General features: G+C 72.1%; 24 protein-coding genes. 16 read left to right on the forward strand and 8 right to left on the reverse strand.

What is annotated here, in order from left to right; genetic code table 11:
- The first annotated feature begins 173 nt into the window (after nt 1-173).
- Entirely contained in the window at nt 174-887 is a 714-nt protein-coding gene (locus AB0H93_RS10510; protein WP_358570586.1) for a TIGR02206 family membrane protein, read from the forward strand.
- Nucleotides 888-894: 7 nt separating this feature from the next.
- On the opposite strand, the gene AB0H93_RS10515 is transcribed toward AB0H93_RS10510, so the two are convergent.
- Nucleotides 895-1353: a tRNA (cytidine(34)-2'-O)-methyltransferase gene (locus AB0H93_RS10515; protein WP_358570589.1), complete on the reverse strand. Its 459-nt coding sequence runs from the start codon at nt 1351-1353 to the stop codon at nt 895-897.
- Nucleotides 1354-1413: 60 nt separating this feature from the next.
- A complete protein-coding gene (locus AB0H93_RS10520; RefSeq protein WP_358570592.1) occupies nt 1414-2124 on the reverse strand; it encodes an SDR family oxidoreductase in 711 nt (236 codons plus the stop codon).
- Between the two features lie 61 nt (nt 2125-2185).
- Here AB0H93_RS10520 and AB0H93_RS10525 point away from each other — a divergent pair, with 61 nt between their 5' ends.
- The 4 genes from AB0H93_RS10525 to AB0H93_RS10540 all read left to right on the forward strand — a co-directional run bounded on the left by AB0H93_RS10525 (nt 2186) and on the right by AB0H93_RS10540 (nt 6990).
- Nucleotides 2186-3175 (forward strand): transcriptional regulator, encoded by a 990-nt coding sequence (locus tag AB0H93_RS10525; protein WP_358570595.1) that lies wholly within the window; start codon nt 2186-2188, stop codon nt 3173-3175.
- Between the two features lie 282 nt (nt 3176-3457).
- Nucleotides 3458-4777 (forward strand): solute carrier family 23 protein, encoded by a 1320-nt coding sequence (locus tag AB0H93_RS10530; protein WP_093276806.1) that lies wholly within the window; start codon nt 3458-3460, stop codon nt 4775-4777.
- 4 nt (nt 4778-4781) lie between these two features.
- Entirely contained in the window at nt 4782-6143 is a 1362-nt protein-coding gene (locus tag AB0H93_RS10535; protein WP_358570599.1) for an amidohydrolase family protein, read from the forward strand.
- A 136-nt stretch (nt 6144-6279) separates the two neighbouring features.
- Nucleotides 6280-6990: a sulfite exporter TauE/SafE family protein gene (locus tag AB0H93_RS10540; RefSeq protein ID WP_358570602.1), complete on the forward strand. Its 711-nt coding sequence runs from the start codon at nt 6280-6282 to the stop codon at nt 6988-6990.
- Here the strand turns inward: AB0H93_RS10540 and AB0H93_RS10545 are convergent.
- On the reverse strand, nt 6934-8019 hold the full coding sequence (locus AB0H93_RS10545; RefSeq protein WP_358570605.1) for a LacI family DNA-binding transcriptional regulator: 1086 nt from the start codon (nt 8017-8019) through the stop codon (nt 6934-6936). The genes AB0H93_RS10540 and AB0H93_RS10545 overlap by 57 nt on opposite strands.
- Before the next feature lie 132 nt (nt 8020-8151).
- The gene (gene lysA, locus AB0H93_RS10550) at nt 8152-9471 is read right to left on the reverse strand and encodes a diaminopimelate decarboxylase (protein ID WP_358570608.1); all 1320 of its coding nucleotides are present in this window, start codon (nt 9469-9471) and stop codon (nt 8152-8154) included.
- 290 nt (nt 9472-9761) lie between these two features.
- On the opposite strand from lysA, the gene AB0H93_RS10555 reads away from it, so the two are divergent.
- Nucleotides 9762-11789, forward strand: coding sequence for a primosomal protein N' (locus AB0H93_RS10555; protein ID WP_358570611.1), 2028 nt, complete (start codon nt 9762-9764; stop codon nt 11787-11789).
- Between the two features lie 163 nt (nt 11790-11952).
- Here the strand turns inward: AB0H93_RS10555 and AB0H93_RS10560 are convergent, their stop codons facing one another.
- Nucleotides 11953-12408, reverse strand: a complete 456-nt coding sequence (locus AB0H93_RS10560) for a GNAT family N-acetyltransferase (RefSeq protein WP_358570614.1) — start codon at nt 12406-12408, stop codon at nt 11953-11955.
- A 102-nt stretch (nt 12409-12510) separates the two neighbouring features.
- On the opposite strand from AB0H93_RS10560, the gene AB0H93_RS10565 reads away from it, so the two are divergent.
- Both AB0H93_RS10565 and AB0H93_RS10570 read left to right on the forward strand, forming a co-directional pair.
- Nucleotides 12511-13101, forward strand: a complete 591-nt coding sequence (locus tag AB0H93_RS10565) for a GNAT family N-acetyltransferase (RefSeq protein WP_358570617.1) — start codon at nt 12511-12513, stop codon at nt 13099-13101.
- Nucleotides 13102-13165: 64 nt separating this feature from the next.
- Nucleotides 13166-13531 carry a DUF1801 domain-containing protein gene (locus AB0H93_RS10570; RefSeq protein WP_358570620.1) on the forward strand — a complete coding sequence of 122 codons (366 nt, stop codon included), beginning with the start codon at nt 13166-13168 and terminating at the stop codon, nt 13529-13531.
- A 38-nt stretch (nt 13532-13569) separates the two neighbouring features.
- Here the strand turns inward: AB0H93_RS10570 and AB0H93_RS10575 are convergent, their stop codons facing one another.
- The gene (locus AB0H93_RS10575) at nt 13570-14589 is read right to left on the reverse strand and encodes a polysaccharide deacetylase family protein (protein ID WP_358570623.1); all 1020 of its coding nucleotides are present in this window, start codon (nt 14587-14589) and stop codon (nt 13570-13572) included.
- A 184-nt stretch (nt 14590-14773) separates the two neighbouring features.
- Between AB0H93_RS10575 and AB0H93_RS10580 the strand changes: the two genes are divergently transcribed.
- Together AB0H93_RS10580 and ggt are read left to right on the forward strand one after the other, a co-directional pair.
- Nucleotides 14774-16369, forward strand: coding sequence for a putative glycoside hydrolase (locus tag AB0H93_RS10580; protein ID WP_358570626.1), 1596 nt, complete (start codon nt 14774-14776; stop codon nt 16367-16369).
- 143 nt (nt 16370-16512) lie between these two features.
- Nucleotides 16513-18306, forward strand: coding sequence for a gamma-glutamyltransferase (ggt, locus tag AB0H93_RS10585; protein WP_358570629.1), 1794 nt, complete (start codon nt 16513-16515; stop codon nt 18304-18306).
- Nucleotides 18307-18403: 97 nt separating this feature from the next.
- Here ggt and AB0H93_RS10590 read toward each other — a convergent pair whose 3' ends face one another.
- Nucleotides 18404-19297: a DUF4231 domain-containing protein gene (locus AB0H93_RS10590; protein ID WP_358570632.1), complete on the reverse strand. Its 894-nt coding sequence runs from the start codon at nt 19295-19297 to the stop codon at nt 18404-18406.
- 151 nt (nt 19298-19448) lie between these two features.
- Between AB0H93_RS10590 and def the strand changes: the two genes are divergently transcribed.
- From def to AB0H93_RS10610, 4 genes are all read left to right on the forward strand, one after another.
- Nucleotides 19449-19994 carry a peptide deformylase gene (gene def, locus AB0H93_RS10595; protein ID WP_132494192.1) on the forward strand — a complete coding sequence of 182 codons (546 nt, stop codon included), beginning with the start codon at nt 19449-19451 and terminating at the stop codon, nt 19992-19994.
- A 1-nt stretch (nt 19995) separates the two neighbouring features.
- Nucleotides 19996-20919, forward strand: coding sequence for a methionyl-tRNA formyltransferase (fmt, locus tag AB0H93_RS10600; protein WP_358570635.1), 924 nt, complete (start codon nt 19996-19998; stop codon nt 20917-20919).
- A complete protein-coding gene (locus AB0H93_RS10605; protein WP_358570638.1) occupies nt 20916-22328 on the forward strand; it encodes a transcription antitermination factor NusB in 1413 nt (470 codons plus the stop codon). The genes fmt and AB0H93_RS10605 overlap by 4 nt, the downstream gene beginning before the upstream one ends.
- A gap of 120 nt (nt 22329-22448) precedes the next feature.
- Nucleotides 22449-22907, forward strand: a complete 459-nt coding sequence (locus tag AB0H93_RS10610; RefSeq protein WP_093276771.1) for a nucleoside deaminase — start codon at nt 22449-22451, stop codon at nt 22905-22907.
- A gap of 62 nt (nt 22908-22969) precedes the next feature.
- Here AB0H93_RS10610 and AB0H93_RS10615 read toward each other — a convergent pair whose 3' ends face one another.
- Entirely contained in the window at nt 22970-24307 is a 1338-nt protein-coding gene (locus tag AB0H93_RS10615) for an APC family permease (protein ID WP_358570641.1), read from the reverse strand.
- 210 nt (nt 24308-24517) lie between these two features.
- On the opposite strand from AB0H93_RS10615, the gene AB0H93_RS10620 reads away from it, so the two are divergent.
- Nucleotides 24518-24934, forward strand: coding sequence for an OsmC family protein (locus AB0H93_RS10620; protein WP_358570644.1), 417 nt, complete (start codon nt 24518-24520; stop codon nt 24932-24934).
- Between the two features lie 106 nt (nt 24935-25040).
- Nucleotides 25041-26435 (forward strand): amino acid permease, encoded by a 1395-nt coding sequence (locus tag AB0H93_RS10625; protein ID WP_358570647.1) that lies wholly within the window; start codon nt 25041-25043, stop codon nt 26433-26435.
- Nucleotides 26436-26546: the final 111 nt, after the last annotated feature.

A 26546-nucleotide genomic window follows, 5' to 3' on the forward strand; every position in this document is an offset into this window, starting at 1 on the left:
TTTGTCTCGTCGTGTAAAAATATCAACAACCCCCCCCCCCCCCCGACGGCGTGTCGGGGCCCGACACGCCGTCGGTTGTGGACAACTTCCGCAATTTCAATGGAAATCAGAGCTCTGATTTCCATTGAAATTGCGTGCCTGCTCTTGAAAAGGAGCGTGCCTACTCTGGGGGAGTGGGGCCGTTCCCGGTTGATCGCTTCGTTCCCTACGGGCCGTCGCACTGGGTGCTCATGGCGCTGATCGTCGTCGGCTCCGTGGCGGTCGCCGCCTTCGGGCACCGGCAGCGCGGTTCGCGATCCGCCGTGGTCTTCACGCGCGGCTTCGCGCTGGTGGTCCTGGCGTTCGGCGCGGCGACGCTGACCTATCGCTTGTTGCCGGCGCAGTGGGACATCGGCGAATCGCTGCCTCTGCACCTCTGCGATCTCGCTTGGATAGTCGCCGTCTTCGCGTTGTGGACGCACCGGCCGCAGGCCTGCGCGCTGCTCTACTACTGGGGGCTGACGCTGACCCCGCAGGCGATGATCACTCCCGCGCTGGACGCGCCGGACTTCCCGTCCATCGACTTCGTCGAGTTCTGGGGCCAGCACCTGCTGGTCATCTGGGCGGCCGCCTACCTGACCTGGGGCGCCGGGGTGCGGCCGACCTGGCGGGGCTACTGGTTCGCGGCCGCGGTGACCGTCTCCTGGGGTGCGGCGATGCTGGTGTTCAACGCCTGGGCGGGCACCAACTACGGCTTCGTCAGCGCGAAGCCGGACAACCCCTCCCTGCTCGACGTGATGGGCGGCTGGCCGTGGTACCTGGGCGTCGAGCTGGTCGTCGGCCTGGCCGCCTGGGCGTTGCTGACCTGGCCGTGGACCCGCGCGCCGCGCCGTGCCGTGCTCGCCTGAGCGGGGCTCACGAGGGCATCGCGAAGCCCTGCTGGCGCCACGCCTCGTAGACCGCGACGGCCGCCGAGTTGGCCAGGTTCATGGAGCGGATGCCGGGCAGCATCGGGATCCGGACCCGCAGCGTCACCTCGGCGAGCACGTCCTCGGGCAGCCCGGTGGACTCGGGCCCGAACAGCAGAACGTCGCCCGGCCGGTAGGCCACCGCCTCGTAGGAGTGCTCGGCCTTCGAGGTGAACGCGATGACCCGCTGCGGGTTCAGCGCCCGCCAGGCCGATTCGAGGTCCGGGTGGACGTGCAGGGCGGCCCGGTCGTGGTAGTCCAGCCCGGCTCGGCGCAGCTTCGCGTCCTCCACGGAGAAGCCGAGGGGCTCGATCAGGTGCAGTGCGCAGCCGGAACCGGCCGCCATCCGGATCGCGTTGCCGGCGTTGCCCGGGATCTCGGGCTGGTAGAAGACCACGTGAAACACCCGAAATCGTTTCACACCGGGTTCCGGATCGACAGCCCGGGGAGGCCCCCGACCGGGCGATCACACCAGTCCACCGGTGGCGCGGAGGTTCTGCCCGGTGATCCAGCGCGCGTCCGGGCCGACCAGGAAAGCCACGACGTCGGCGACGTCCGCCGGCCGTCCCAGCCTGCCCAGCGGGATCATCTGCGCGGTGGCGGCCAAGGCGTCGCCGCCGACGGCGCCGCGCAGCAGGTCGGTGTCGGTCGGGCCGGGAGAGACGGCGTTGACGGTGATGCCGCGCGGCCCGAGTTCCTTCGCCGCGACCCGGGTGAGCTGCTCGACGGCCGCTTTGCTCGCCGCATAAGCGGATTCGCCGGGGCTGGCCCACACCGTGCTCATCGTCGAGATGCTGACGATCCGCCCGCCGTCACCCATCCGCCGCGCCGCGTGCTGCATCGCCAGGAAGGTTCCCTTCGCGTTGACCGCCATGACGCGGTCGTAGTCGGCCTCGGACATGTCGAGAAGCGGCGTGCTGGAAGGGATTCCGGCGTTGTTGACCAAGATGTCCAGAGCGCCGGCGGTGTCGAAGAGCCGCCGGAGGTCCTCGGTCGCACCCATGTCGGCCCGCACCGCGCGAGCGCCGGTTGTGGCGGCGACCGCCTTCGCCGCGTCCTCGTCCTTCGCGTAGCTGAACAGGACTTCCGCGCCGTCTGCCGTCAACCGCCGAACGATCGCCCGGCCGATGCCGCGCGAGCCACCGGTGACGACTGCCGTCTTGCCTCGGAGATTCATGGCCCCACCATCCCGGCAATCGCGGAAGACTTCCTTCCGCGATCGCGGCGACACTGGAGGAATGTTGGAGACCTCGGCTCGCCTGCTCCGCCTCCTGTCGCTGCTGCAGGCGCGGCGCAACTGGCCGGGCGGAGATCTCGCCGAACGCCTCGGCGTGACCACCCGGACGGTCCGCGCGGACGTGGATCGCCTGCGCAGCCTCGGCTACCCCGTGCATTCGACGCCGGGCGTGGCGGGCGGCTACCGGCTCGGCGCGGGAGCGGCGCTGCCGCCGCTGTTGCTGGACGACGACGAAGCCGTCGCGGTGGCGATCGGGCTGCGCACGGCTGCGAGCGGCACGGTGTCGGGAATGGCCGAGACGTCGGTTCGCGCGCTGGCCAAGCTGGAGCAGGTGCTGCCGGCGCGGCTGCGTCAGCGCGTCAACGCGCTGCAGACCTACACCGTGCCGGTGCCCGGCGGAGGGCCGGTGGTCGACGCCGACGTGCTGACGGCGATCGCGCGGGCGTGCCGGGACCGCGAGCAGCTGCGGTTCGACTACCGCGCGCACGACGACGTCGCGAGCCTGCGCATCGTCGAGCCGCATCGGCTCGTCAGCACCGGTCGTCGCTGGTACCTGGTCGGCTGGGACCGCGACCGCGAGGACTGGCGGAGCTTCCGCGTCGATCGCCTGTCGCCCCGCATTCCGGCAGGTCCCCGCTTCACGCCGCGCGAGCCGCCGGAGGGCGGTTTCGCCGCGTACGTCGCGCGCGGTGTCACGGCGGTGTTGTGGGCGTATCGAGCCCAGGTGCGCGTGCATGCGCCCGCGGAGGTCGTCGTGCAGCGGGTGCCGCCGACGACGTGGATCGTCGCGCCGATCGATGACCGGACCTGCCTGCTGGACGCGGGCGCGGACACGCCGCAACTGCTCGCGGTCTACCTCGGCGCCCTCGATCTCGACTTCGACGTGCTCGACGCCCCCGAACTCGCCGCGGCGACCAGCCGCCTCGCCGACCGCTACGCCCGCGCCGTGGTCATTCATGAGTCGGGGATCCCACAGCGAGAAGGTCCCTGAGGTTCCGCCACCCGCATCGCCACGCAGAGCAAGTTCGGAAACAGGCTCTATGGCGGCAAGAAATGCTCACGGGGCTTGAGCAGCAGGAACACGTCTTGTCGCGGCGGGTGGTCTTGACAGCGCCGGAGGATGTCGCAAATACTCTCCCGCATCGATTGGCCAAATCGGTTTGGCCCTGGTGGTGGGCCTGGCGTTCACAGCGCCTCAAGCCTCCGGGGCAGTCCCGCGCCGACCGCCGGAGCGGTCGGCGAGCGCCCGGACTCAGCGCGAGGAGGCTCCGCAGTGTCCACACCGCATCCCGTCGATCAACGCCTACCGCTGGCCAAGCTGCTCCCGTTCGGCCTGCAGCACGTGCTCGTGATGGCCGCGACCCCCATCTCCAGCGTTTTCCTCGTCAGCAAGACGCTCGGCATGACGCCCGAGCTGACGATCAAGCTGCTGTCCGCGACGTTCGTGCTCGCCGGGCTGGGCACGCTCCTGCAGTCGTTCGGCCCGTGGCGCTTCGGCGTCCGGCTGCCGTTCGTGATGCTGCCCGGCGGCGCACCGGTCGTGCTCTTCCTGGCGATCGCCCAGGAGCACGGCCTGCCCACGGCTTCCGGCGCCGTGATCCTCACCGGCGTCTTCTACTTCGTCGCGCTGCCGCTGTTCACCAGGCTGCTGCGGTTCTTCCCGACCGTCGTCATCGGCACCATGATCGTGATCGTCGGGGTGAACCTGGTGAAGGTCGGCGGCCTGCTGGTCACCGGCAAGCCCGGCAGCCCGGACTTCGGCAACCCCCGCGACCTGCTGCTCGGCTTCGCCACCGTGGCGTTCACGGTGCTGTTCCTGCGTTTCCTGACCGGGATGCTGCGGCAGCTGGCGGTCGTGCTCGGGCTCGTGGCCGGTACCGGCATGGCGGTGCTGCTCGGCGCCACCAGCTTCGGCGAGGTGGGCGCGGGCGGCGTGTTCAACCTGCCCGACCCCCTTCCGTTCGGTGCGCCGGAGTTCAGCCTGTTCGCCGCCCTGCCGCTGATGGTCTTCGCGCTGGTGTCGATGGCCGAGGCGACCGGTCAGACCGTGCTCAACGGCGAGATCGTCGGCAAGGAGATCGACCCCCGCCGCGACGTGCCCAGGACGATCCGCGGCGACGCGCTGATCTCGCTGCTGGGCGGCTTCTTCGGCACCTCGCTGATGGTGACCAGCGGCGAGAACATCGGCATCGTCCGGATGACCGGGGTGCGCAGCCGCTACGTGACGGCGGTCGCCGGGGTGGTGCTGGTGGTCATCGGCGTGGTCACCCCGATCGCCGAGGTGATCAACGGGATTCCGGCCGCCGTGGTCGGCGGCACCGCGATCGTCGTGTTCGCGGTCATCACCGTGCTCGGGATCCAGCTGCTGCGCCAGGTCGACCTCGCCGACCACGCCAACTCGGTGATCTGCGCGGTGGCGCTCGCCTTCGGGCTGCTGCCGATCCTCGTGCCGGGCGTGTACGACCGGCTGCCGTCGAGCCTGAGCACCTTCCTCGACAGCGGCGTCGCCGTCGGGGCCTTCGTGGCGGTGGGGCTGAACATCGCGTTCCACTACCTCCGCCGCTCGACCACGTCCACCACAACGGAAAAGTGAGATCGTGAACCGAGAACTGCTCGATGCCGCCGAAGTCCTGCTGCTGCCGGAATTCCTGCTGCTGCCCGACGGGCCGGTCCGCGACCACGCCGTGGTCGTCGCCGACGGCGTGTTCCGCGCGGTCGGACCTGCGGCGGAAGTCGTTGCGGCGCACCGGGAACTCGACCCGGTCCGGCTGGACGGCCGGTTGCTGATGCCGGGGTTCGTCGACGCCCACCACCACCTGACGCAGAGCTTCGGCAAGTCGCTGGCCTTCGGCGAGCCGTCGGAGATCTTCCGCCGGATCTGGGTGCCGCTGGAGGGCGCGCTGACCGAGGAGAACGCCTACGTCGCGGCGAAACTCGCCGCGCTGGAAGCACTTCGCGGCGGGTTCACCACCATCGCCGAGGCAGGCACCCGAGCGCCGGTCGACGTCGGGGTGGTCGCCGCGGCGACCCAGGACGCCGGGATCCGCTGCGTGCTCGGGCGGGTGTGCGACGGTTCGGACGAGGAGCACCTCGCGCGCTGGGCGGATTCGCCGCTGGTCCACCCGTCGCTGGCGATCCCGATCCCGGAGGCCGCGCCCGACGGCGTGCTGCGGGACGTGTCGCGGCTGTGCGCCGAGGCGGGCGCGGTGTTCCAGATCCACGTCAACGAGCACCTGGCTTCCGTCGAGCGGTCGCTCGAGGCGCACGGGCACCGGCCGCTGGAGCACCTGCACGAGATCGGGGCGCTGGGGCCGCAGGTCCTCGCGGCGCACGCCACGCTGCTGACCCCGACCGAGGTGCGGCTGCTCGCCGACACCGGCGCGGCGATCAGCTACAACCCGGTTGCGAGCGGGTGGAAGGGGAACGCGGTCGCGCCCGCCGAGCTGCTGTCGGTGTTCGGGGTGCGCTTCGGGCTCGGCACCGACGGCACCCGCGGCGATGCCTTCCGGCTGGTGGACGCCGCCGAGCTGGCGCAGCGGCTGGGATTCGGCCTGGCCAGCGGTGATTCCTCGTGCGGTGGCGGCTGGACCTGGCTGGAGCACGCGACGGCGCTCGGTGCCGACGCGGTGGGGCTGGGCGGATTCACCGGCGAGATCGCCGCCGGCCGGGCCGCGGACTTCCTCGTGGTGGACCTGCAGGTCCCGGAGCTGTGCCCGTCCTGGGACCTGAGCTGGGAGCTGGTCCGGCTGGCCAACCGCGATCAGATCGCCGCCGTGTTCGTCGGCGGCAGGCTGCGGTTGTGGCGCGGCTGGCCGATCGACTGGGACGGCCCGGAACTCGTTGCGCAGGCTGCGAAGATGGCGCGCGAGGTGGTGGAGCGGGCGCCGTTGCGGCGGATCCACCCGGTGTCGGTCGAGCACCGCTCGCGCGTGTCGACGGGAATCGGAGGGCGGGCATGAGCAGCCCTGTGTCAGCCCCGGTTCTGCTCAACCGCACCTCGGGGGAACGTGACGCAAACCGGCCACAAGAAACTGCGAAACGTGGGATTGAGCCGGACGCAACCACAACTGCGAAACGCGGAGAGGCGGAACTGCCATGAGCGTCGCGGTGCTGGCGCTGATGGCGCTCGCCGTCGCCGTGGCGGCGTTCGTGCAAGGCGCCACCGGAGTCGGGTTCGCGCTCATCGTCGCGCCGGTGGTCGGGCTGGTGGAGCCGTCGCTGCTGCCGGTCTTCCTGCTGGTGCTGATGATCCCGCTCAACCTCTACATCGCCGGGCGCGAACGCGGCAGCCTGGACAAGGTCGGCGCCGGGTGGATCACCGCGGGGCGGTTCGCCGGGACCTTCGGCGGGCTGTGGGTGCTGGTGGCGGTCCCGGTGGGCCAGCTGAACCTGCTCATCGGCGGCTCGACCGTGCTGGCGGCGGTGGTGACCCTGATCGCGCCGAAGTTCACGCCCGGCCGGGGCGCGTTCCTCGCCGCCGGGGCGATCACCGGCATCACCGAGACGGCCACCGGCGTGGGCGGACCGCCGCTGGCGCTCGTGTACCAGCACCGGCCGGCCGCGGTGCTGCGTTCGACGGTCGCGGTCTGCTTCATCGCAGGCGAGGTCATTTCGCTGGTGGTGCTGCTGGCCACCGGCAAGGTCGCGCCCGAACAGCTGTGGCCTGCGGTGCTGTTGCTGCCGGCGCTGGCGGTCGGCGCGGTGCTGAGCCGGTTCGTGCACCACCGCCTCGACGGCCCCCTGATGCGGCTACTGGTGCAGCTGTTCGCGATCGTCTCCGGCGTCGTGCTGCTGTTCGCCGGGTGAGCGCATCGTCGAACGGCGCGCGATCAGGACGGGCTCCGGGTTGGTGATCACCTGCGGACTGGTCTCCTGCTTGAGATTGGCCAGCAGGAGTTCGACGGCGCCGGCTGCGGCCTGCCCGAGGTGCAGGTCGATGGCGGTGAGCGCGGGCGCGCAGGTGCGGGCGCGCAGACCGTCGTAGCGGGTCGCCACCATGACGTCCGCCGGGACGCGAAGCCCGCGGTCGGTCAGAGCCCGCACCACGCCCACGGCGAAAGCGTCGACGGTCGCGCAGATCGCGTCGACCTCCGGGTGCTCGTCCAGGAGCGCCGAGGCGGCAGCGCACCCGGCCTCCTCGCCGCCGGATTCGTCGGCCGTGACGATCAGCGGTGCGATCCCGTGGCGGTCGGCGAACTCCCGGTAGGCGTCGATCGCGTCCACGTACGAGTTGCGGTGGCTGCTGCCGACGAGCAGGGCGATGTGGCGGGCGCCCTGCTCGCGCAGGTGGTCCAGCAGCAGCCGTCCCACCAGCCGGGCCCGCAGGTCGACGTGGGGGAGATCGGTGCCCGGCTGCCTGGCCAGCGTCACGATCGGCACGCCGCGGGCTTGCAGGCGCTTGGTCGCCGGGTCGTCCTCGTCGGGTTCGACGACGATCGCGCCGTCGATGTCCAGGGAGTCCAGCGGCGTGCCGGACTCCACCGGCGGGACCAGGACCAGCGCGTACCCGTGCAGCAGCGAGGTCTCGGCGGCGGCCGCGGCGACCTCCATGAAGAAGCCCAGCCGGGACGGGCCGCCGGCCACCGCGACCGGCATCGACGACACCAGGCCGATGGTCCGGGACTGGCCGTGGCGCAGCCGCTGCGCGCGCAGGCTCGGGTGGTACCCGAGCTCGGCGGCGACCTTCGCCACCCGCTCCCGCGTCCGCGGATCGACCTTGCCGATCCCGTTGAGCGCGTGGGACACCGTCGTCCGGGACACCCCGGCCGCCCGTGCCACGTCGGCGATCGTCGGCCGCGCCGCTCCCGGCATCACCATCTCCTCACGCTCGGGCACCCCGGCGGATCTTGCCCGACCGGGTCTGCGTCCGGCCAGGTCAGGACCCGTGAGTATTGTCGGTCGCTATCGCACCCAAAAGTACTCACGGGTCCTGACCAGGGGAAACCCGAGCTCCCGTAGTTCCGGGCGTCAGGGCACGTCGCGGCTCAGGAGGTCCGCTTCGGTCTCGCGGCGGACCCACGGCTCGGCCGCGCCGTCGTCCACCGCGACCACCGGGGGCCGGCCCACCATGTTGTAGGTCGAAGCCATCGAGTGGTGGTAGGCACCCGTGCACGGCACGGCCAGCAGATCGCCGGCGCGGATGTCGACGGGCAGCACCGCGTCCGGGATCAGCACGTCACCGGCCTCGCAGTGGCGGCCGACGACGCTCATCGCGCGCTCCCGCGCCTCGCCGACCCGGCCGATCAGCCGCGCGGCGTAGCGCGAGCCGTAGAGCTCCGGGCGCGGGTTGTCGCTGAACCCGCCGTCCACCGCGACGAAGGTCCGGCTGCTGCCGTGCTTCACCGTCACGACCCGGTACAGCGTGATCCCGGCGCGCGCCACGATCGCCCGGCCGGGCTCCAGCGTCAGCCGCGGCACGACGAGACCGTGCTTGCGGCACTCGTAGTGCAGCACCCGCGGGATGCGCGCGGCGAAGCCGGGCAGGTCGAACTCCGCATCGCCGGGCCGGTAGGCGACCGCGTGCCCGCCGCCGATGTTGAGCTGCGGCAACGTGATCCCGTGGCGCACCGCGATCTCGGCCAGGAACACCGTCAGCCGCCGCACCGCCTCCTCGTAGCCGGCCACCTCGGAGATCTGCGAGCCCAGGTGGCAGTGCAGGCCCACCAGCCGCAGCTCGGGCCGCTGCAGGACCTTCGCCACCGCCGCCGCGGCCTGGCCACCGGCCAGCGAGAGCCCGAACTTCTGGTCCTCCACGCCGGTGGCGACCGCGCGGTGGGTGTGCCCGTCGATGCCCGGCGTGACCCGGACCAGGACGTCCTGCGCGCCGACGATCCGGTCGATCTCCGCCAGCGAGTCCACCACCACGCGCCCGACCCCGGCGTTCGCCGCGGTCCGCAGCTCCCGGTCGGTCTTCGCGTTGCCGTGCAACAAGATCCGCTCCGCCGGGAAGCCCGCGGCGAGCGCGGTGGCGAGCTCGCCCGCGGAGCAGACGTCCAGCGACATGCCTTCCTCGGCGAGCAGCCGGGCCATCCGGCGGCACAGGAACGCCTTGCCCGCGAAGGCGATCTCGGCGTCCATCGAGCGGTACGCGCGGCACCGGGCGCGGACCGCCTGCACGTCCAGCACGTAGCCGGGGGTGCCGAACCGTTCGGCGAGCTCGGTGAGCGAGACGCCACCGACCGCCACGTCGCCGGAGGGCAGCGCCACGGCGCCCTCCGGCCAGATCGAACCGGGCAGCTTCTTGGGCAGGCTGTGGCGGAAGGTGGGCAGGAGTTCGGCGAGAGTCACGGCGACTTCCTCAGCGCTCGGCGGTGGATGGCTCATGCAGTTCCGCCTCTCCGCGTTTCACAGTTGTGGTTGCGTCCAGCTCAATCCCGCGTTTCGCAGTTTCTTGTGGCTGGTTTGCGTCACGTTCCCCTGAGGTGCGGTTGAGGAGGACTCGGGTTGACACAGGGCTACTCATGCCTACGCCCGGTCGGCCGGGGCCGAGGTGGTTCCGGGCGCGGTCCTGACGCCCGGCTCGCCCGTTCTGACGCGCTGTTGACGGGCGCGTCCGGGTGCTCTGGTAGAGAAGAGGCATGGCAGGTGCACAACCCCGGAAGCGGAAGGGGGCGACGGCAGAGCGGACCGCGGCGGAGACCCGCCCGGTGGCCCGCGTGCTCGTCGACGTCCCGCTGCCGGTGCACCTGGACCGGCCGTTCGACTACCTGGTGCCCGACCGGCTGGACGCCGACGCGGTCCCGGGCTGCCGGGTGCGGGTGCGCTTCCGGGGCAAGCTCGTCGACGGCTACCTGCTGGAACGCAACGAGACCACCGACTTCCAGGGCACCCTGTCCTGGGTCGAGCGGGTCCCGTCGCCGGAACCGGTGCTGACCCCGGAGCTGCTGGAGGTGGCCCGCGCGGTGGCCACCCGCTACGGCGGCATGCTCGCGGACGTGGTGCGCCTGGCGATCCCGCCCCGGCACGCCGGGGCCGAGAAATCGGCGCCTCGCGAACCCGGCCCGCCACCGCCGCGGCCCGAGGCCGGGGCGTGGGCCCGCTACCAGCACGGACCGTCCTTTTTGGACGCGGTGCACGCGGGGCGGTCGGCCCGCGCGGTCTGGCAGGCGCTGCCCGGCGAGGACTGGCCCGCCCGGCTGGCCGAAGCGGCCGCCACGGCAGCGGCGGCCGGGCGCGGCGCGCTGATCGTCGTCCCCGACCACCGAGACCTCCAGCGGCTGCAGGACGCGTGCACCGCGCTGCTCGGCGAGGACGGCGTCGTCGCCCTCGCCGCCGACCTCGCCCCGTCGATGCGCTACAGCCGCTGGCTGGCGGTGCTGCGCGGCGCGGCGCGCGTCGTGATCGGCACCCGCGCGGCGATGTTCGCGCCGGTCCACGACCTGGGCTTCGCGGCGGTGTGGGACGACGGCGACGACCTGCACAGCTACCCGCAGGTGCCCTACCCGCACACCCGCGACGTGCTGACCCAGCGCGCGCACGCGGCGGGAGCGGCGCTGATCGTCGGAGCCTTCGCCCGCACCGCCGAAGCGGCGCTGCTGGCCGAATCGGGCTGGGCGCACGAACTCGTCGCGCACCGCACGGACGTGCGGGCAGCGGCGCCGCGGGTGACCGCGATCGGCGAAGACGACACCCAGCTGGCGCGGGACCCGGCGGCGCGCGCAGCGCGGCTGCCCTCGGTGGCGTTCGAAGCGGCGCGAGCCGCGCTCGGCGCGGGAGCGCCGGTGCTGGTGCAGGTGCCGCGGCGCGGCTACGTGCCGGCGCTCGCGTGCGGCGACTGCCGCGAGCGGGCGAGGTGCCGCCGGTGCGCGGGGCCGCTAGCGCTGCCGGGAGGCAGCGAAGGCGGAGCGCCGAAGCCGGCGGCGTGCAGCTGGTGCGGAGCCGCGGAAGCGGCGTTCAAGTGCGGCTCGTGCGGCTCGCGGCGGCTGCGCGCCGTAGCGGTCGGCGCCAGCCGCACCGCGGAGGAGCTCGGGCGGGCGTTCAGCAACGTGTCGGTGCGGACCTCCGGAGCCGGCGAGATCCTGGCCGCGGTGCCCGCGAAGCCGGCGCTGGTCGTGTGCACTCCCGGCGCCGAGCCGGTCGCCGAAGGCGGCTACGGTGCCGCGCTGCTGCTGGACGGCCGGACCCTGCTGGGCCGCCCCGAGCTCCGCTCCGCCGAGACGGCGCTTCGGTTGTGGTTCGCGGCCGCCGCGCTGGTCCGGCCCGCCCGCGACGGTGGGCGAGTGGTGGTCATGGCCGACTCGTCGCTGCAGCCGGTGCAGGCGCTGGTGCGCTGGGATCCGGCGTGGTACGCCTCGCTGGAGCTCGCCGAGCGCGCCGAGCTCGGCTTCCCGCCGGCCCGCCGCGTCGCGGCCGTGGACGGCACGCCGGAGGCGATCGAGGCGCTGCTGGACTCGGCGGATCTGCCGCCGTCGGCGGAAGTGCTCGGCCCGGTGCCGCTGGGCCAGGTCGACGAGGACGGCAATTCCGAGCGGGAACGCCTGATCGTCCGGGTGGACCGGGCCGAAGGCCGAGCCCTGGCGGGCTCCCTCCACGCGGCCCAAGCGGTCCGGGCGGCCCGGAAGGCCACGGAACTCCAAGTCCGCCTGGACCCGCTGGAAATGCTGTAGGGCTCACCGTTTCCGCTGATCACGGGACCGCGCGTGGTTTGTGCTGCGATAGCGCCCCACAACGCTCACGGGCAGCCACCAGCCTGGACGCGGATTTCAAGCCGATCGCCCACGAGCACTCGTTGCCGAAGAGCTAACGGCCGAGGCCGCGAGGTACTGCTGATCAGCCTCGGCCGACCGCCTTGCGGAAGAAGACCCGGCGGTAGCCGTCCTGCTCGGCGCGGCCCGTTTCCACGTAGCCGTGCCTCGGGTAGTAGGCGAGGTTCTCCGTCATGACTTCGTTGGTGTACAGGCGGATCTCGGTCATCCGCTGCCGCACCGCCTCCCGGTCGGCCAGCGCCAGCAGGTCGCGCCCGAGGCCCCGGCCCTGCGCGTCGGGATGCACCGCGACGTTCTCCAGCAGCATCACGTCGCCTTCGGGTACGAGCACCAGCATCCCCAGGACCCGATCGTCTTCCTCGGCGACCCAAACCTGGTGCTCGCGAACCGCGGCGGAGTAGTCCGCGACCATCGGCGCCGGAAGCCGGTCCATGCGCTCGGTGTAGAGCGAGTACGCGAGCCGCGCGAGGTCCTCAAGCGCGGCGACGTCCGGCAACCGGGCTTCCCGAAAAGCGATCACGCCCCATCGTCGGCACCCACCCCGACCCCGCGCAACCCCCCGGAAATTCGGTGGCCGGGGTTTGTGGTGCGTGCTGGAATCAGGGGGGCGAGAGGAGCCTTGATGGGGCGCGTTCTGCTGGAGACCGAGCGGCTCGTGGTGCGGGAGCTCGGGCCCGACGACGTCGACGACGTTTTCGCCCTCAACAGCGATGCCGAGGTCATGCGGTACGTCAACGGCGGCGCTCCCGTCACCCGGGCCGAGATCGCCGACGAGGTCCTGCCCACCTACCTCGGGTACTACGAGCGGTTCGGCGGGCTCGGGCGGTGGGCGGTAGTCGAGAAGGCCACCGACCGGTTCGTGGGCATCCTCATGCTGCACCCCGATCCCGACGGGCCGCTCGACGACGTCGAGCTCGGGTACCGGTTCCACCGGTCCGCGTGGGGCCGGGGCTATGCGACCGAGGGCGCTTTCGCGTTGCTGCGCAAGGCGTTCACCGACCTCGGGGTGCGGCGGGTGTTCGCGCAGGCGATGGCCGTCAACCGGGGGTCGTGGCGGGTGATGGAGAAGGTCGGCCTGCGCTACGTGCGGACGTTCACCTACGACGGGCCCGAAGGCCTCATCGAGGGCGCCGAGCACGGCGACGTCGAATACGCGACGACCCGCGAGGAATGGCTGGCCCAGCACCGTCGTGAGCACTTTGGATCGCTTTAGCGACACGAAGTGCTCACGAGCCGCCGTGCGGGCGGATGGTGGTTCCGCGGTTAGGCTTTGCGGCATGGTGCGCAGTTCGGCTGCCGACGTGGACGGCTACCTGGCCGAGGTTCCGGTGGAACGCCGGGAGGCATTGGCCGAGATCCGGGCCCTGTGCCGGGCCGAGCTGGCCGGGTTCGACGAGGTCATGGCCTACGGGATGCCCGCATACCAGCGCGACGGCACCGCCGAGATCGCCTTTGCCAGCCAGAAGCAGTACATCTCCTTCTACCTCTTGCGCACCGATGTCCGGGACGCCTTCGCGCAGCGGCTCGCCGGGCACGACATGGGCAAGGGGTGCCTGCGCTTCCGCAAGGTTGATGCGATCGACTTCGACCTGGTCCGCGAGCTGCTGCGCGCGACGGCGGCCACCCGGGGCCAGGTCTGCTGAACCGGTCGGATGGCGCGCGGACACCGCGTGCGGCGGGGTCAGTACCGGTAGAGCCGATCGCCGACCGCCGCCGATGGCTCGGCGCTCCCGCCCGCCGGGGCGGAGATCCGGTCCGGGTCGCCGTCCGAGGTGTAGCGGCGGCCCGGGTCAGCGGCGAGCTTGTCCAGCCACGCCGCCGAGCCGTACTGCGCGTCCTGCCCGGCCGGGCCCTGGGAACGGATTCGGGGCACGTTGGCCGGGTCGAAATCCGCAGACCACGGCGACGGCGCGGGATTCGAGCCGACCAGCATGACGCTGTCGTAGTGGTAGGCGACGCCCTCCGCCGAGCCGTCGCCCGCGAGGCGCTCGTCGTCCGGGTGCACGCCCAGCGGCAGCGCGATCGACCGGACCTGCGCGCCCGGCACGGCGTCCGCGATGAGCCGCTGCATCCCGGCGATCTGGTGCCGCACCTCGGCTTCCGAAGCCCGGCCCAGGTTCTCGTGGTCGAGCGTGTGGTTGCCGATCTCGAAGCCGTGCTCGTGCAACCAGCCGAGGCCGCGCCGGCCGCCGGGCTCCTCGAACGGCGGGTTGTTCACGTAGCAGGTCGCCACCGGGCGGAACCCGGGATGCGCTGCGGCGACGTCCAGCAGGATGCGGACCCCGGTGCCCGCCGCCGGTTCCCCCGCACCGTCCAATGTGAACTGACTGATCGAGCCGTCGTCGAAGGTGAGCACCACCGGGTGCTTCCCGGCCGGGATGTCGAACCGCCCCGTGGCGTACTCGGTCGCCGTCACCGGCACGTAGTCCTCGGCGGCGAGCCGCTCCAGTTCAGCGCGGAAGTCCTCCGGGCTGCGGTCGTAGACGCTGCGTGGCGTCGGAGTGATCCGGTGGTACATGAGCACCGGGACGTCGCCGAGCTCGTTCGCCCGCGCCGATTCCGGCGTCGGGCGGGGGACGGGATCCGGCGGCCGGACGACCGCGTTGGGTTGGGGCTGGACGATCTCGCCGCCTTGCCCGGTGCCGCAGGCCGCGAGCAGGGTCGCCGCCGTCACCACGACGCCGGCGCGAATTTTCCGCACTGCTGATCGCATCTCCTCCAACGGTAGAGACCGGCTTTCCCGCTGGGGATACTCCAAGTGGTCATTGATCTCCCGGGCCATGGCTGCGAAGGTGGAACGGCCGGTCGTCGGCCGGTCCAACTTGATCACGCACGAATTTCGTGCAGCCGCGCGAGTTCGCCTGAAAGTCGGGGAGGCGAAAGCGATGTCGGATGTTGATTCCGGTGCGGCCCGCGCCAAGGCGGTGCGGGCCGACAGATTCGCGTTGTTCGGGGCGGGCGCCATCGCGCTGCTGTTCCTGGGATTCCTGCTGGTGAGATCGATGTCCACAGAGGACGTCGAGATATCCGGGCTGCCGGACCGCCCGATCGCGCCCGCCGAGGTGGGTTCGATCCAGATCCGCTCCGGTGCGGCCGATGGCGTGCAGGTGCTGCTGGACGGCCGCGAGGTCTCCACGGCGGACCGCCAGGGCGCACTCGCGGTGCAGGCTGAGGACCTGCCGGACGGGCCGCACGAGCTGCGCGTCGTGGTGCCGCGCAGCCCGTCCTGGTTCGGTTCGGACGCCACCACTCGGGCGTTCACAGTGGACAGTTCGCCGCCGGTGCTGCAGGTCGAGGACTCGCTGCGGCCGGACGGGCCGAACCGGCCGGTGACGGTCGTCGGCGCGGTGCAGGGCGCCACGCAGGTCACCGTGGCCGGGCGGGTCGTGGCGCCGGATCCGCAGGGCGGGTTCAGCGCGGTCGTCGACCGGCCCGACCGCGAGGTCCAGGTGGTCGCGACCGACGCGGCGGGCAACCGCGCGGAGAAGACGATGACCGTCCACATCAGACATCCCGGGATGCGCGCGGTGCACCTCACCGGACTGGCCTGGACCAGTGACTCCCTGCGCGAACCGATCCTCGCGATGGCCCGGCAGGGCAAGATCGACACCATCGAGCTGGACCTCAAGGACGAGAGCGGCGAGGTCGTCTACGACTCGGCGGTGCCGATGGCGCACCAGATCGGCGCCGTCAAGGGCTACTACCCGGCCCGGCAGGTGCTGGACCAGCTGCACGGCATGGGCGTGCGGGTGGTCGGGAGGCTGGTCGCCTTCAAGGATCCCGTGCTGGGCGCGGCGTCCTGGAACGGCGGGCACCCCGAGCGAGTGGTGCAGACCGCCGACGGCCGGCCCTGGACCAGCGGCGCCTACGGCAGCTACGCGTTCACCAACTTCGCCGACCCCGTGGTCACCCGGTACAACATCGACATCGCCGCCGAGGCCGCCGCGCTGGGCTTCGACGACGTCCTCTACGACTACGTGCGGCGGCCCGACGGGCACATCGAGCAGATGCGCATCCCCGGCCTGACCACCACGCCGGAGGCCGCGATCGCCGACTTCCTGCGGCAGACCCAGCCGGAGGTCCGGTCGCGGGGCGCGCTGCTGGGCGCGTCGGTGTTCGGCATCTCGGTCGACCGGCCCACCGAGATCGCCCAGGACATCAGGCAGATCTCGCGATACGTCGACTACATCTCGCCGATGGTCTACCCGTCGCACTGGGGCCCGGGGGAGTTCGGCGTCGGCAACCCCAACTCCCAGCCCTACGACATCGTGGCGCGCTCGCTGGCGGCGTTCGCCAAGGCGGTCGAGGGCACGGACGTGCAGATCATCCCGTGGCTGCAGGACTTCAGCCTCGGCGTCTCCTACGGCCCGGCGGAGGTGGCGGCGCAGATCGACGGGGCGCGGGCGAACGGCATGAACTCGTTCCTGCTGTGGGCCGCCAACTGCCGCTACCACGACGCGGCCCTGGGCCCTGCCGGCTAGCGACGTCCGGAACCGGTGTGCGGCCGGGCTCGCGAACTTTTCGCGGAATCTCCCGCCAGCACGGCAGAAGCTTGCCGTGGGGCAGTTGTATCGGGGGCGCAGACTGGGCAGAGTATGCGGCATTGTCGATGTTGGAGGTGGCGATGTCCGTGAGGCCCGTTCGACTCACCCTGGCCGCGATCACGTCGTGCGCCCTGGTCGCGCCGGTGGCGCAGGCGGCGCCCGGCGGGCCGCCGGAACCGCCCAAGCAGGCCGAGGCGGTCGGCTACGGAGGCGCCGTGTCCAGCGTCGACCCGTACGCGACGCAGGCCGGGATCGAGGTGCTCCGGCGTGGCGGCACGGCCACCGACGCGGCGGTCGCGGTCGCGGCGGCGCTGGGCGTCACCGAGCCGTATTCGGCAGGCGTCGGCGGCGGTGGTTTCTTCGTGCACTACGACGCGAAGACCGGCGCGGTCGAGACCATCGACGGGCGCGAGACCGCGCCCGCCAGCGTCCGCGAGGACTCGTTCCTGGAGAACGGCAAGCCGATCCCGTTCGACGAGGCGGTCACCAGCGGGCTCGGCGTCGGCGTGCCGGGCACCCCGATGACCTGGCAGGCGGCGCTGGACCGCTGGGGCAACAAGGACCTCTCCGAGGTGCTGCGCCCGGCTGAGCAGCTGGCCCGCAAGGGCTTCGTCGTCGACGAGACGTTCCGCGAGCAGACCGCTGAGAACCAGGAGCGCTTCAGCGCGTTCCCGGCGACTCGCGACCTGTTCCTGCCCGGCGGCAAGCTCCCCGAGGTCGGCAGCGTGCTGCGCAACCCCGACCTCGCCGACACCTACCGCACCCTGGGCACCAGGGGCATCGACGCGCTGTACCACGGCGAGATCGGCGCCGACGTCGTCAAGACGGTGAACCACCCGCCGGCCGACCCGGCCGCGAACCGCCAGGTGCGCCCCGGCGGCATGACCGCCGACGACCTGGGCGACTACGGCGTGAACGAGCAGGCGCCGACCCACCTGAACTACCGCGGCCTCGACGTCTACGGCATGGCGCCGGTCAGCTCTGGCGGCACGACCGTCGGCGAGGCGCTGAAGATCCTGGAGCGCACCGACCTCTCCGACGGCGACAAGACCGCGTACCTGCACCGGTTCCTGGAAGCGAGCAAGATCGGCTTCGCCGACCGCAACCGCTGGGTGGGCGACCCGGAGTTCAACGACGTGCCCACCGAAGAACTGCTCAGCGCGGACTTCGCGGCCTCCCGGGCCTGCCTGATCAGCGACGACGCCGTGCTGCAGACCCCGGTCGCGGCCGGTGACCCGCGCAACCCGCAGGGCTGCCAGGCGGGCACCGCCGGAGGCGCCGAGCCCTACGAGGGCCCGAACACCACGCACCTGACCGTGGCCGACGCCTGGGGCAACGTGGTGGCCTACACGCTGACCATCGAGCAGACCGGCGGCAGCGGCATCGTGGTGCCCGGCCGCGGCTTCCTGCTGAACAACGAGCTGACCGACTTCAACTTCACGCCGGTCACCCCGGGCCAGCCGGACCCGAACCTGCCGGGCCCGGGCAAGCGCCCGCGCAGCTCGATGAGCCCGACGATCGTGCTGCAGGACGGCAAGCCGCTGCTGGCGGCGGGCAGCCCGGGCGGCGCGACGATCATTACCACCGTCCTGCAGGTGCTCACCGGCCGCCTGGACCGCGGCCTGTCCCTGGTGGACGCCATCGCGGAGCCCCGGGCGTCGCAGCGCAACTCGGCGCAGACCGAGGCGGAGCCGGGCTTCCTGGCCCAGCCGGAGGCGGAGAAGCTGAAGGCCATCGGCCACCAGTTCAAGACGACGAGCGAGATCGGCTCGGCAACGGGCGTGGAGCGGCTGCCCGACGGCCGCTGGATCGCGGCGGCGGAACGCGAACGCCGCGGCGGCGGCGCGGCAGCGGTGGTGGTCCCGACCCGCTGACACCGGGCCTTGGAACGGGGCCGTGAGTCTGTTGGCAGCCCAACGGACTCACGGCCCCGTACCCGCGGAAACGTTCCTCCGGTTCCTCCGGTGGCGGTCAGCGGGTGCGGTTGGCGTGCCACATGGTGTGCTCGCGGCTGATCACCGACTCGGCGTCGACCACCGCCGCCGACCACTGCTGCTCGTCCAGGTCCCGGTCGAGCAGGTTGCGGACCACCGCCAGCTCGTGGGAGGCCACCACGTACGCCGTGGCCGTCGCGCTGTGCTGGCGGGTGGCCGTCCACGCCGCGAACGCCGAGACCGTCGCGGCCACGATGCCCGCCAGGTCGAAGTCGACCACCCCGAACGCCTTCGCCAGCGCGCCCGCGACGCCCACCACCTCCATGATCAGCATCGTGGTCCGGAAGACCCGCGCGCTGCGCTGGTGGAAGCGCGCCTTGTTCGCGTACCAGTCCTGCTGGTCGAGCACCCGGCCGACCAGGTAGGCCTCCTTGCGCTCGGCCAGCGGCGTCGCGCGCATCGCCCGCATCTTGGCGGTGATCGTCGACGCGGTGCTCGGCAGCAGCGGAACCTTCGGCATGTCGTGCTGCAGGATGCGGATGCGATCCGTGAACTCGTCGTCGGGCCGCTCGGAGTCCGCCGGGAACGGCGCGGCGCCCGAGACGTAGCGCCAGGTCAGGGTCTTGACGGACTCCGCGAGCGCGCGACCCTCGTACCAGACCTTGTCCGGCCGGGTGCCCACGATGGCCAGCTCGATCACCATCGCGCCGACGAACGCCAGCGCGGTGCCCACCGCGAACAGATCGATCTGGGAGTCGCCGATGCGCAGCGCGAACGCGGCGAACGTCGCGGCCGAAACGGTCAGCACCAGCCGGGAGCGGACGGCCCGCAGGAAGGTGCGCTGCTGGTGCACCGAGGCGCCGTCGGCCGCCTGGAACAGCCCCGGGTAATCGTCCGGGGTCAGGGTTTGAAGCTGTTCGGTACTCGACATGCACGCTCCGTGACTCGGGTCTCCCAGTGAATCGTGGCGGAGGACCGCTCCGAAAGCGGCCATTCCAGCGGAACTCCCGCGCCACCGGTCCGGGCCGGGTGACGACTAGACTCGTCGGGTCCGTCAGTCGTCGACGTGCCAGGGAGCCCATGTGACCGTCCAGCCGATCAGACTCTTCGGCGACCCCGTGTTGCGCACCAAAGCCGACGAGGTGGTCGACTTCGACAAGGAGCTGCGCACCCTCGTCCAGGACCTGTGGGACACCATGGAGGACCAGGGCGGTGCCGGGCTGGCCGCGCCGCAGCTGGGCGTCGGCCTGCGGGTCTTCACCTACCACTGCGACGGGTTCGCCGGGCACCTGATCAACCCCACCTGGACCGCGATCGACGACGAGGAGCAGTTCGGCCAGGAGGGCTGCCTGTCCATCCCCGGTATGTACTGGGACTGCCTGCGCGCCCGCAACGTGGTGGCCCGCGGCTGGAACATGCACGGCGAACCGGTCGAGGTCGAGGGCACCGACCTGCTCGCCCGGTGCATCCAGCACGAAACCGATCACCTGGACGGCGTGCTGTTCGTCGACCGGCTCGACGAGCAGACCCGCAAGGCCGCGATGCGCGAGATCCGCAAGGCCGAGTGGTTCGACGGCAACGCGCCGGTGATCAAGGAAAGCCCGCACCCGCTGTTCGGGGGTCGCTGACATGCGCGTGGTCTTCGCCGGAACCCCCGCCCCCGCCGTGCCCGCGCTGCAGGCGCTGCTGGACTCCGGCCGCCACGAGGTCGCCGCGGTGATCACCAGGCCGGACGCTCCCGCCGGCCGCGGTCGAAAGCTGCTGCGTTCCCCGGTCGGCGCGCTCGCAGACGAGCACGGCATCGAGGTGCTCACGCCCGCGCGCGCGTCCGAACCGGACTTCCTGGAGCGGCTCGCGGAGCTGGCCCCGGACTGCTGCCCGGTGGTGGCCTACGGCGCGCTGCTGCGGGAGAAGGCGCTGGCCATCCCGAAGTTCGGCTGGGTGAACCTGCACTTCTCGCTGCTGCCCGCGTGGCGCGGCGCCGCCCCGGTGCAGGCGGCCATCCGGCACGGCGACGAGATCACCGGGGCCAGCACCTTTCGGCTGGTGCGCGAGCTGGACGCCGGCCCGGTCTACGGCGTGGTCACCGAGGAGGTGCGCGCCACCGACACCGCCGGTGAGCTGCTGGACCGGCTGGCGGTCTCCGGCGCCGGGCTGCTGGCGGCCACCCTGGACGGCATCGAGGACGGCACGCTCCGCGCCGAGGAACAGCCCGGCGACGGCATCAGCTACGCGCCGAAGGTGACCGTCGAGGACGCCAAGGTCGACTTCGCCGCACCGGCCACCGCCGTGGACCGGCTGATCCGGTCGGTCACCCCGGACCCGGGTGCCTGGGCGCTGCTGCGCGACGAGCGGTTCAAGCTCGGCCCGGTGTCCGTCGTCGAGGACGAGCTGCCGCCCGGGGAGATCCGGGTGGAGCGGCGGCGGGTGCTGGTCGGCACCGGGACGTCCGCGGTCGCGCTGGGCGAGGTGCAGGCGGCGGGCAAGAAGCGGATGGCCGCCACGGACTGGGCCCGCGGGACCCGCATCGAGCAAGGAGAACGGCTCAAGTGAACGATCGCCGCCGCCGGCCGTCGAGGCCGGCCAAGGCCCGCCCGCCGCAGCGCAAGTCCGGTCCGGCCCGGCCGGTGGACGTCGACCCGGCCCGCCTCGCCGCGGTGGAGACGCTCCGCGCGGTGCGGGAGCGCGACGCGTACGCGAACCTGGCGCTGCCGCCGCTGCTCAAGCAGCGCCGCATCAGCGGCCGGGACGCCGCGCTGGCCACCGAGCTGACCTACGGCGCCTGCCGCGCGCAGGGCCTGCTGGACGCTGTCATCGACGACTGCAGCAACCGGCCGCTGGCCGAGCTGGACCCGAAGATGCTCGACGCGCTGCGCCTCGGCGTCTACCAGCTGCTGCGCACCCGGATCCCGGCGCACGCCGCCGTCGCATCCACTGTGGACATCGTGCGGTTCGAAAGCGGTTCCAAGCTGGCCGGTTTCGCCAACGCCGTGATGCGCCGCGCTGCCGAACTCGACGAGCAGGGCTGGGTCGCCAAGGTCGCCCCGCCGCGCGGGGAGGACCCGGTCGGCCACCTCGCGATGCGCTACGCGCACCCGAGGTGGATCGCGCAGGCCTTCGCCGACGCACTCGGCCTCGACGAGCTGGAGGCGGCGCTGGCCGCCGACGACGCCCGGCCCGCGGTGCACCTGACCGCGCGCCCGGGCGAGATCAGCGCCGACGAGCTCGCCGCGATCACCGGCGGCGACCCGGCGCCGTACTCGCCCTACGGCGTGCGGCTGGAGGCCGGCGCCGGCGACCCCGGCGACCTGGAGCCGGTGCGGGAAGGCTTCGCGGCCGTGCAGGACGAGGGCAGCCAGCTGGTGGCGCTCGCGGTGACCCGGCCGGAGGTCGAGGGGCCGGACCTGCGCTGGCTGGACCTGTGCGCGGGCCCGGGCGGCAAGGCGAACCTGCTCGGATCGCTGATCACCCTCGACGGCGGTTCGCTCGACGCCGTCGAGCAGGCGCCGCACCGCGCGGACCTGGTGCGCAAGGCCACCGAGGGGCTGTCGGTGTCGGTGCACGTCGCCGACGGCCGCGACCCGGGCCTGGAGCCGGGCTTCGACCGCGTGCTGGTGGACGCGCCGTGCACCGGGCTGGGCGCGCTGCGGCGCCGCCCGGAGGCGCGGTGGCGGCGGCAGCCGTCGGACGTCGGCGATCTGACGAAGCTGCAGCGCGAGCTGCTGCTGTCGGCGATCAAGCTGACCCGCCCGGGCGGCGTGGTGGCGTACGTCGTGTGCTCGCCGCACCTGCCGGAGACCGAGGGCGTGGTGTCCGACGTCGTGCGCCGCACCGGCGTCACGCAGCTGGACGCGCGCGAGTACTTCCCGGACGTGCCGGACCTGGGCGATGGGCCGGGCGTCCAGCTGTGGCCGCACCGCCACGGCACCGACGCGATGTTCTGCGCCCTGTTGCGGGTGTGACGATGTCGTGAGCGGAAGTGGTCGCTGTCGCGGCCGCTTCCGCTCACGAGTGGAGCCTGATCGGCCGTGGTAGTAATAGCGACCATTGCCACTCGCGATGCATTGCGGAAGGGGTGCGTTGTGTCCGAAGAGGACTACCGGCGGTGGCTGGCCGTCGCGGTCGCGGAGGCGAAGGCCGGGCTCGCCGAGGGCGGGATCCCCATCGGCGCGGCGCTGATCGGCGCCGACGGGCAGGTGCTGGGCAGCGGGCACAACCGCAGGGTGCAGGACGACGATCCGTCGGTGCACGGCGAGACGGCGGCCTTCCGCAACGCGGGCCGGCAGCGCTCCTACGCCGGGACGACGATGGTGACCACGCTGTCGCCGTGCTGGTACTGCAGCGGACTGGTGCGCCAGTTCGGGATCGGCCGCGTCGTCGTCGGCGAGGCCCGGAACTTCCACGGCGGCCACGACTGGCTCGCCGAGAACGGCGTCGAGATCGTGCTCCTCGACGACCCGGAGTGCACCCGGCTGATGGCCGACTTCATCGAGGCCAACCCACGCCTCTGGTACGAGGACATCGGCGAGGACGCGGACTGACTCCGTTTCCGCTGGCGACTGCCCCGCACGGGGCCTGGCCGGCGGAAACGGGGTGGCCTCGGCTACTCCGGGGCCTGTCCGGCGGTCCGGCGGCGGGCGAAGTAGGTGATCAGGCCGATCACCAGCCAGACCGCTCCCACCGTCAGCGCCAGCGGGCTCGCCGTGGCCAGCACGATCGCCGCGATCAGGGCGCCGACGACCGGAACGACCACAGTGGACACCCGGCGTTCCCGTCCGGACACCGCGAAGTAGCCGATCACCGAGGCGTGCAGCAGGACGAACGCGGTCAACGCCCCGACCGTCACCATCGACGACAGGACCTCCAGCCCGTCCTCGGCCGACGCCGCCCACACCGACACGATCAGCGTCACCACCGCGGCCAGCAGCGTCGCGTTGCGCGGCACGTGCGCCCGCTGGTCCACCCGGCCGAGCGCCGCGGGCATCTGGCCGTCCCGCGCCATGCCGAACAGCAGCCGGCTCACCGCCGCCTGCGCCACCATCGCCGAGAACGCCGGCGCGACCGCCTTCACCGCCGTCACGGCCACCGCGAGCCAGCCGCCCAGCGAGGCCCGCAGCATGTCGTAGAACGCCGAGTCCTGCGCGTCCGCGTCCAGCGCCAGCTCCTGCGGCGTCAGCGGGTTCAGCAGCGAGGCGAGGTAGGTCTGCACGAAGAACAGCACGCCGCTGAGCGCCAGGCAGAACAGCAGCGCCCGGCCGACCTGGCGGGACGATCCGGTGTTCTCCTCGGCGAACGACGCGATCGCGTCGAAGCCGAGGAACGACAGCACCGCCACGGACACCGCGCCCAGCACGGCCAGCGGCGCGAACGCGTCCACCCCGGTCAGCGGCGACAGCCACGGCCGGGCCGGACCCTCGGTGGCCAGCACCACCAGCGCGGCGACGACGAACACCGCGAGCAGCACGATCTCCACCACCAGCACCACCGTGCCGACGATCGCCGCGACCTTGACGCCGGTCAGGTTCAGCGCCGTCACGACGACGATCGCAAGCCCGGTCGCCAGCCACACCGGGATCTGCGGCACCAGCGAGTTCGTCGCGATGCCGACGAACAGCGACGCCACGCTCGGGATGAACAGGTAGTCCAGCATGATCATCCACCCGGCCACGAAACCGGGCGCCCGCCCCAGGCCCGCCGAGGCGTAGGCGAACACCGAACCGGCCTTCGGCACCGCCGCCGACATCCGCGCGTAGGACCAGGCCGTGAACGCCATGGCCACGGTCGCGACGACGTAGACCAGCGCCACCGCGCCGCCGCTGCGCGCGTCGAGCACGCCGAAGACGCCGACGGGCGCGAGCGGCCCGATGAACAGCAGGCCGGAAACGATCAGGTCGCGAAGCGACAGCCGCCGCTGCAACCCCTCCGCGGAAGTAGTGGCCATGGCAGAACACCTGTCTCCGAACTCGATGTGCGGGTTCCCCGGGGCGGGAGACGCCCGAGAACCCGCGGCGCTGCGGGTTGCGAGGATGGGATGCCCGATCAAAGCACGCCCCGGGCCCGGCCGGAACAACGCGGCGCCCGCGATGGTTGACCTTGCACGGTTCCGCACCGAGGCTGGACCGGCAACCGCAACTCACGTCAGGTGGTACGAATGTCTTCCACTCCGGTCGAAGTGACCCGCACCGGTCCGCACACCTTCACCGCGACCAACCCGCGCGGCGGCGAGGTGACGATCGGCAGCGAGGACGCGCCCGACGCGTTCACCCCCGGCGAGCTGCTGCTCGCGGCCATCGCCGGCTGCTCCGCGGTCACCAGCGAGAACCTGCTGGTCCGGCGGCTCGGGGAGGACGCGAAGGTGACGGTGCACGCCGACCGGACCAAGGTCCCGGAGGACAAGCACAAGTTCGCTTCGGTCCAGGTCAGCTTCGACGTGGACCTCAGCGGGATCGAGGACGACGACGAGCGCGGCAAGGTCGTCGACGCGGTGCAGCGCGCGATCGAGAAGTACTGCACCGTCAGCCGCTCCGTCGAGGAGGGCACCCCGATCGAGCTGACCCTCCCGCGCTGACTCGCACTACAACTGTGCAACTGACGCGTCCGGCCACCGGGGTCGCGTCGTAAGGTGCTCGTCGCGCACCCATAGGCGGTGCGCGACGAGTGGGAGGCACAACACAGTGGCACAGGAGACCGCATCGGCACAGCAGTCCGGGTTGCGCAGGGATCTCTCCGGGCGCCAAGTCGGCATGATCGCCATCGGCGGCGCCATCGGCACCGGGCTGTTCCTCGGCTCCGGCCTGGCGATCTCCATCGCCGGCCCGGCCGTGATCATCGCCTACGCGGTCGCCGCGTTCGCCGCGCTCGCCCTGGCCTACGCGCTGGCCGAGATGATCGTGGTGCACCCCGAGGCGGGCGGGTTCGGTGCGGTCATCAAGCGGTACCTCGGCGGGCTCGCCGGGTTCGTGTCCCGCTGGATCTACTGGGCCGCGCAGGTGGTCAACATCGGCAGCGAGGTCATCGCGGCCGGGCTGTACATGCAGTTCTGGTACCCGCAGCTGCCGCTGTGGATCCCGGTGGTGGTCTTCTCGGTGCTGATGCTGGCGATCAACGTCGCCGCGGTGCGCTTCTTCGGCGAGTTCGAGTACTGGTTCGCCATGATCAAGGTCGTCACGATCGTGGTGTTCGTGCTGCTCGGCGTGGTCTACATCGTCTTCGGCCTGCCGGGTCAGCAGCCGGCCGGCGTCGGCGCGCTGACCGAGCACGGCGGGTTCCTGCCCAACGGAATCGGCGCGGTGTGGCTGGCGCTGACCGTGGTCACGTTCTCCTACCTGGGCACCGAGGCCGTCTCGATGACCGCGGCCGAGTCCCGCAACCCCGGCCGGGACGTGCCGCGCGCGGCGCGCAGCATGGTGCTGCGGCTGGGCCTGTTCTACGTGCTCGGCATGCTGGTGGTCGTCTCGATCCTGCCGTGGAACCAGGCGTCGTCGTCGGGCGACATCACGGAGAGCCCGTTCGTGCGGCTGTTCAGCCTGGTGGGCATCCCCGCCGCGGCCGGGATCATGAACTTCGTGGTGCTCACCGCCGCGCTGTCGGCGATGAACACGAACCTGTACCTGACCGCCCGCATGACCCACTCGCTCGCCATGGACGGCTATGCGCCGAAGTGGTTCGCCGTGGTCAGCGAGAACGGCGTGCCGCGGCGCGCCCTGGTGCTGTCGGCGGCCGGGCTGGCGCTGGCCGCGTCGCTGTCGGTGTTCGCCGAGGACACCGCGTTCCCGATGCTGCTGGGCCTGGCGCTGTTCGGCGCGCTGGTGGTGTGGCTGATGATCTTCGCCAGCCAGCTGGTGTTCCGCCGCCACCGGGCGCTGGAGGGCCTGCCGCCGTCGCCGGTGCGGCTGCCGGGCGCCCCGGTGACGACGGTGCTGGCGATGCTGTTCGTCGCGGCGGTGCTGCTGACCACGCCGTTCACCGAGCAGTTCAACACCGCCTGGAAGGCGGGCGTCCCGTTCGTGCTGATCCTCTGCGTGGCGTACTACGTCATCCAGCGCCGCAGCGCCGCGCGATCGGAGTGAGCACCGGTGGAGGGCGTCCGGCCGAGGGACGGGCGCCCTCCACGCCTCCGCCGATCGGGTGAGGGGCGGGAGCGCAAGGGTGCCCCGCCGCCCTCCGCACCAGGCATTTAC

Origin of the sequence: Saccharopolyspora sp. NPDC050642, assembly GCF_040654735.1 — a bacterium.
Classification (GTDB): domain Bacteria; phylum Actinomycetota; class Actinomycetes; order Mycobacteriales; family Pseudonocardiaceae; genus Saccharopolyspora; species Saccharopolyspora elongata.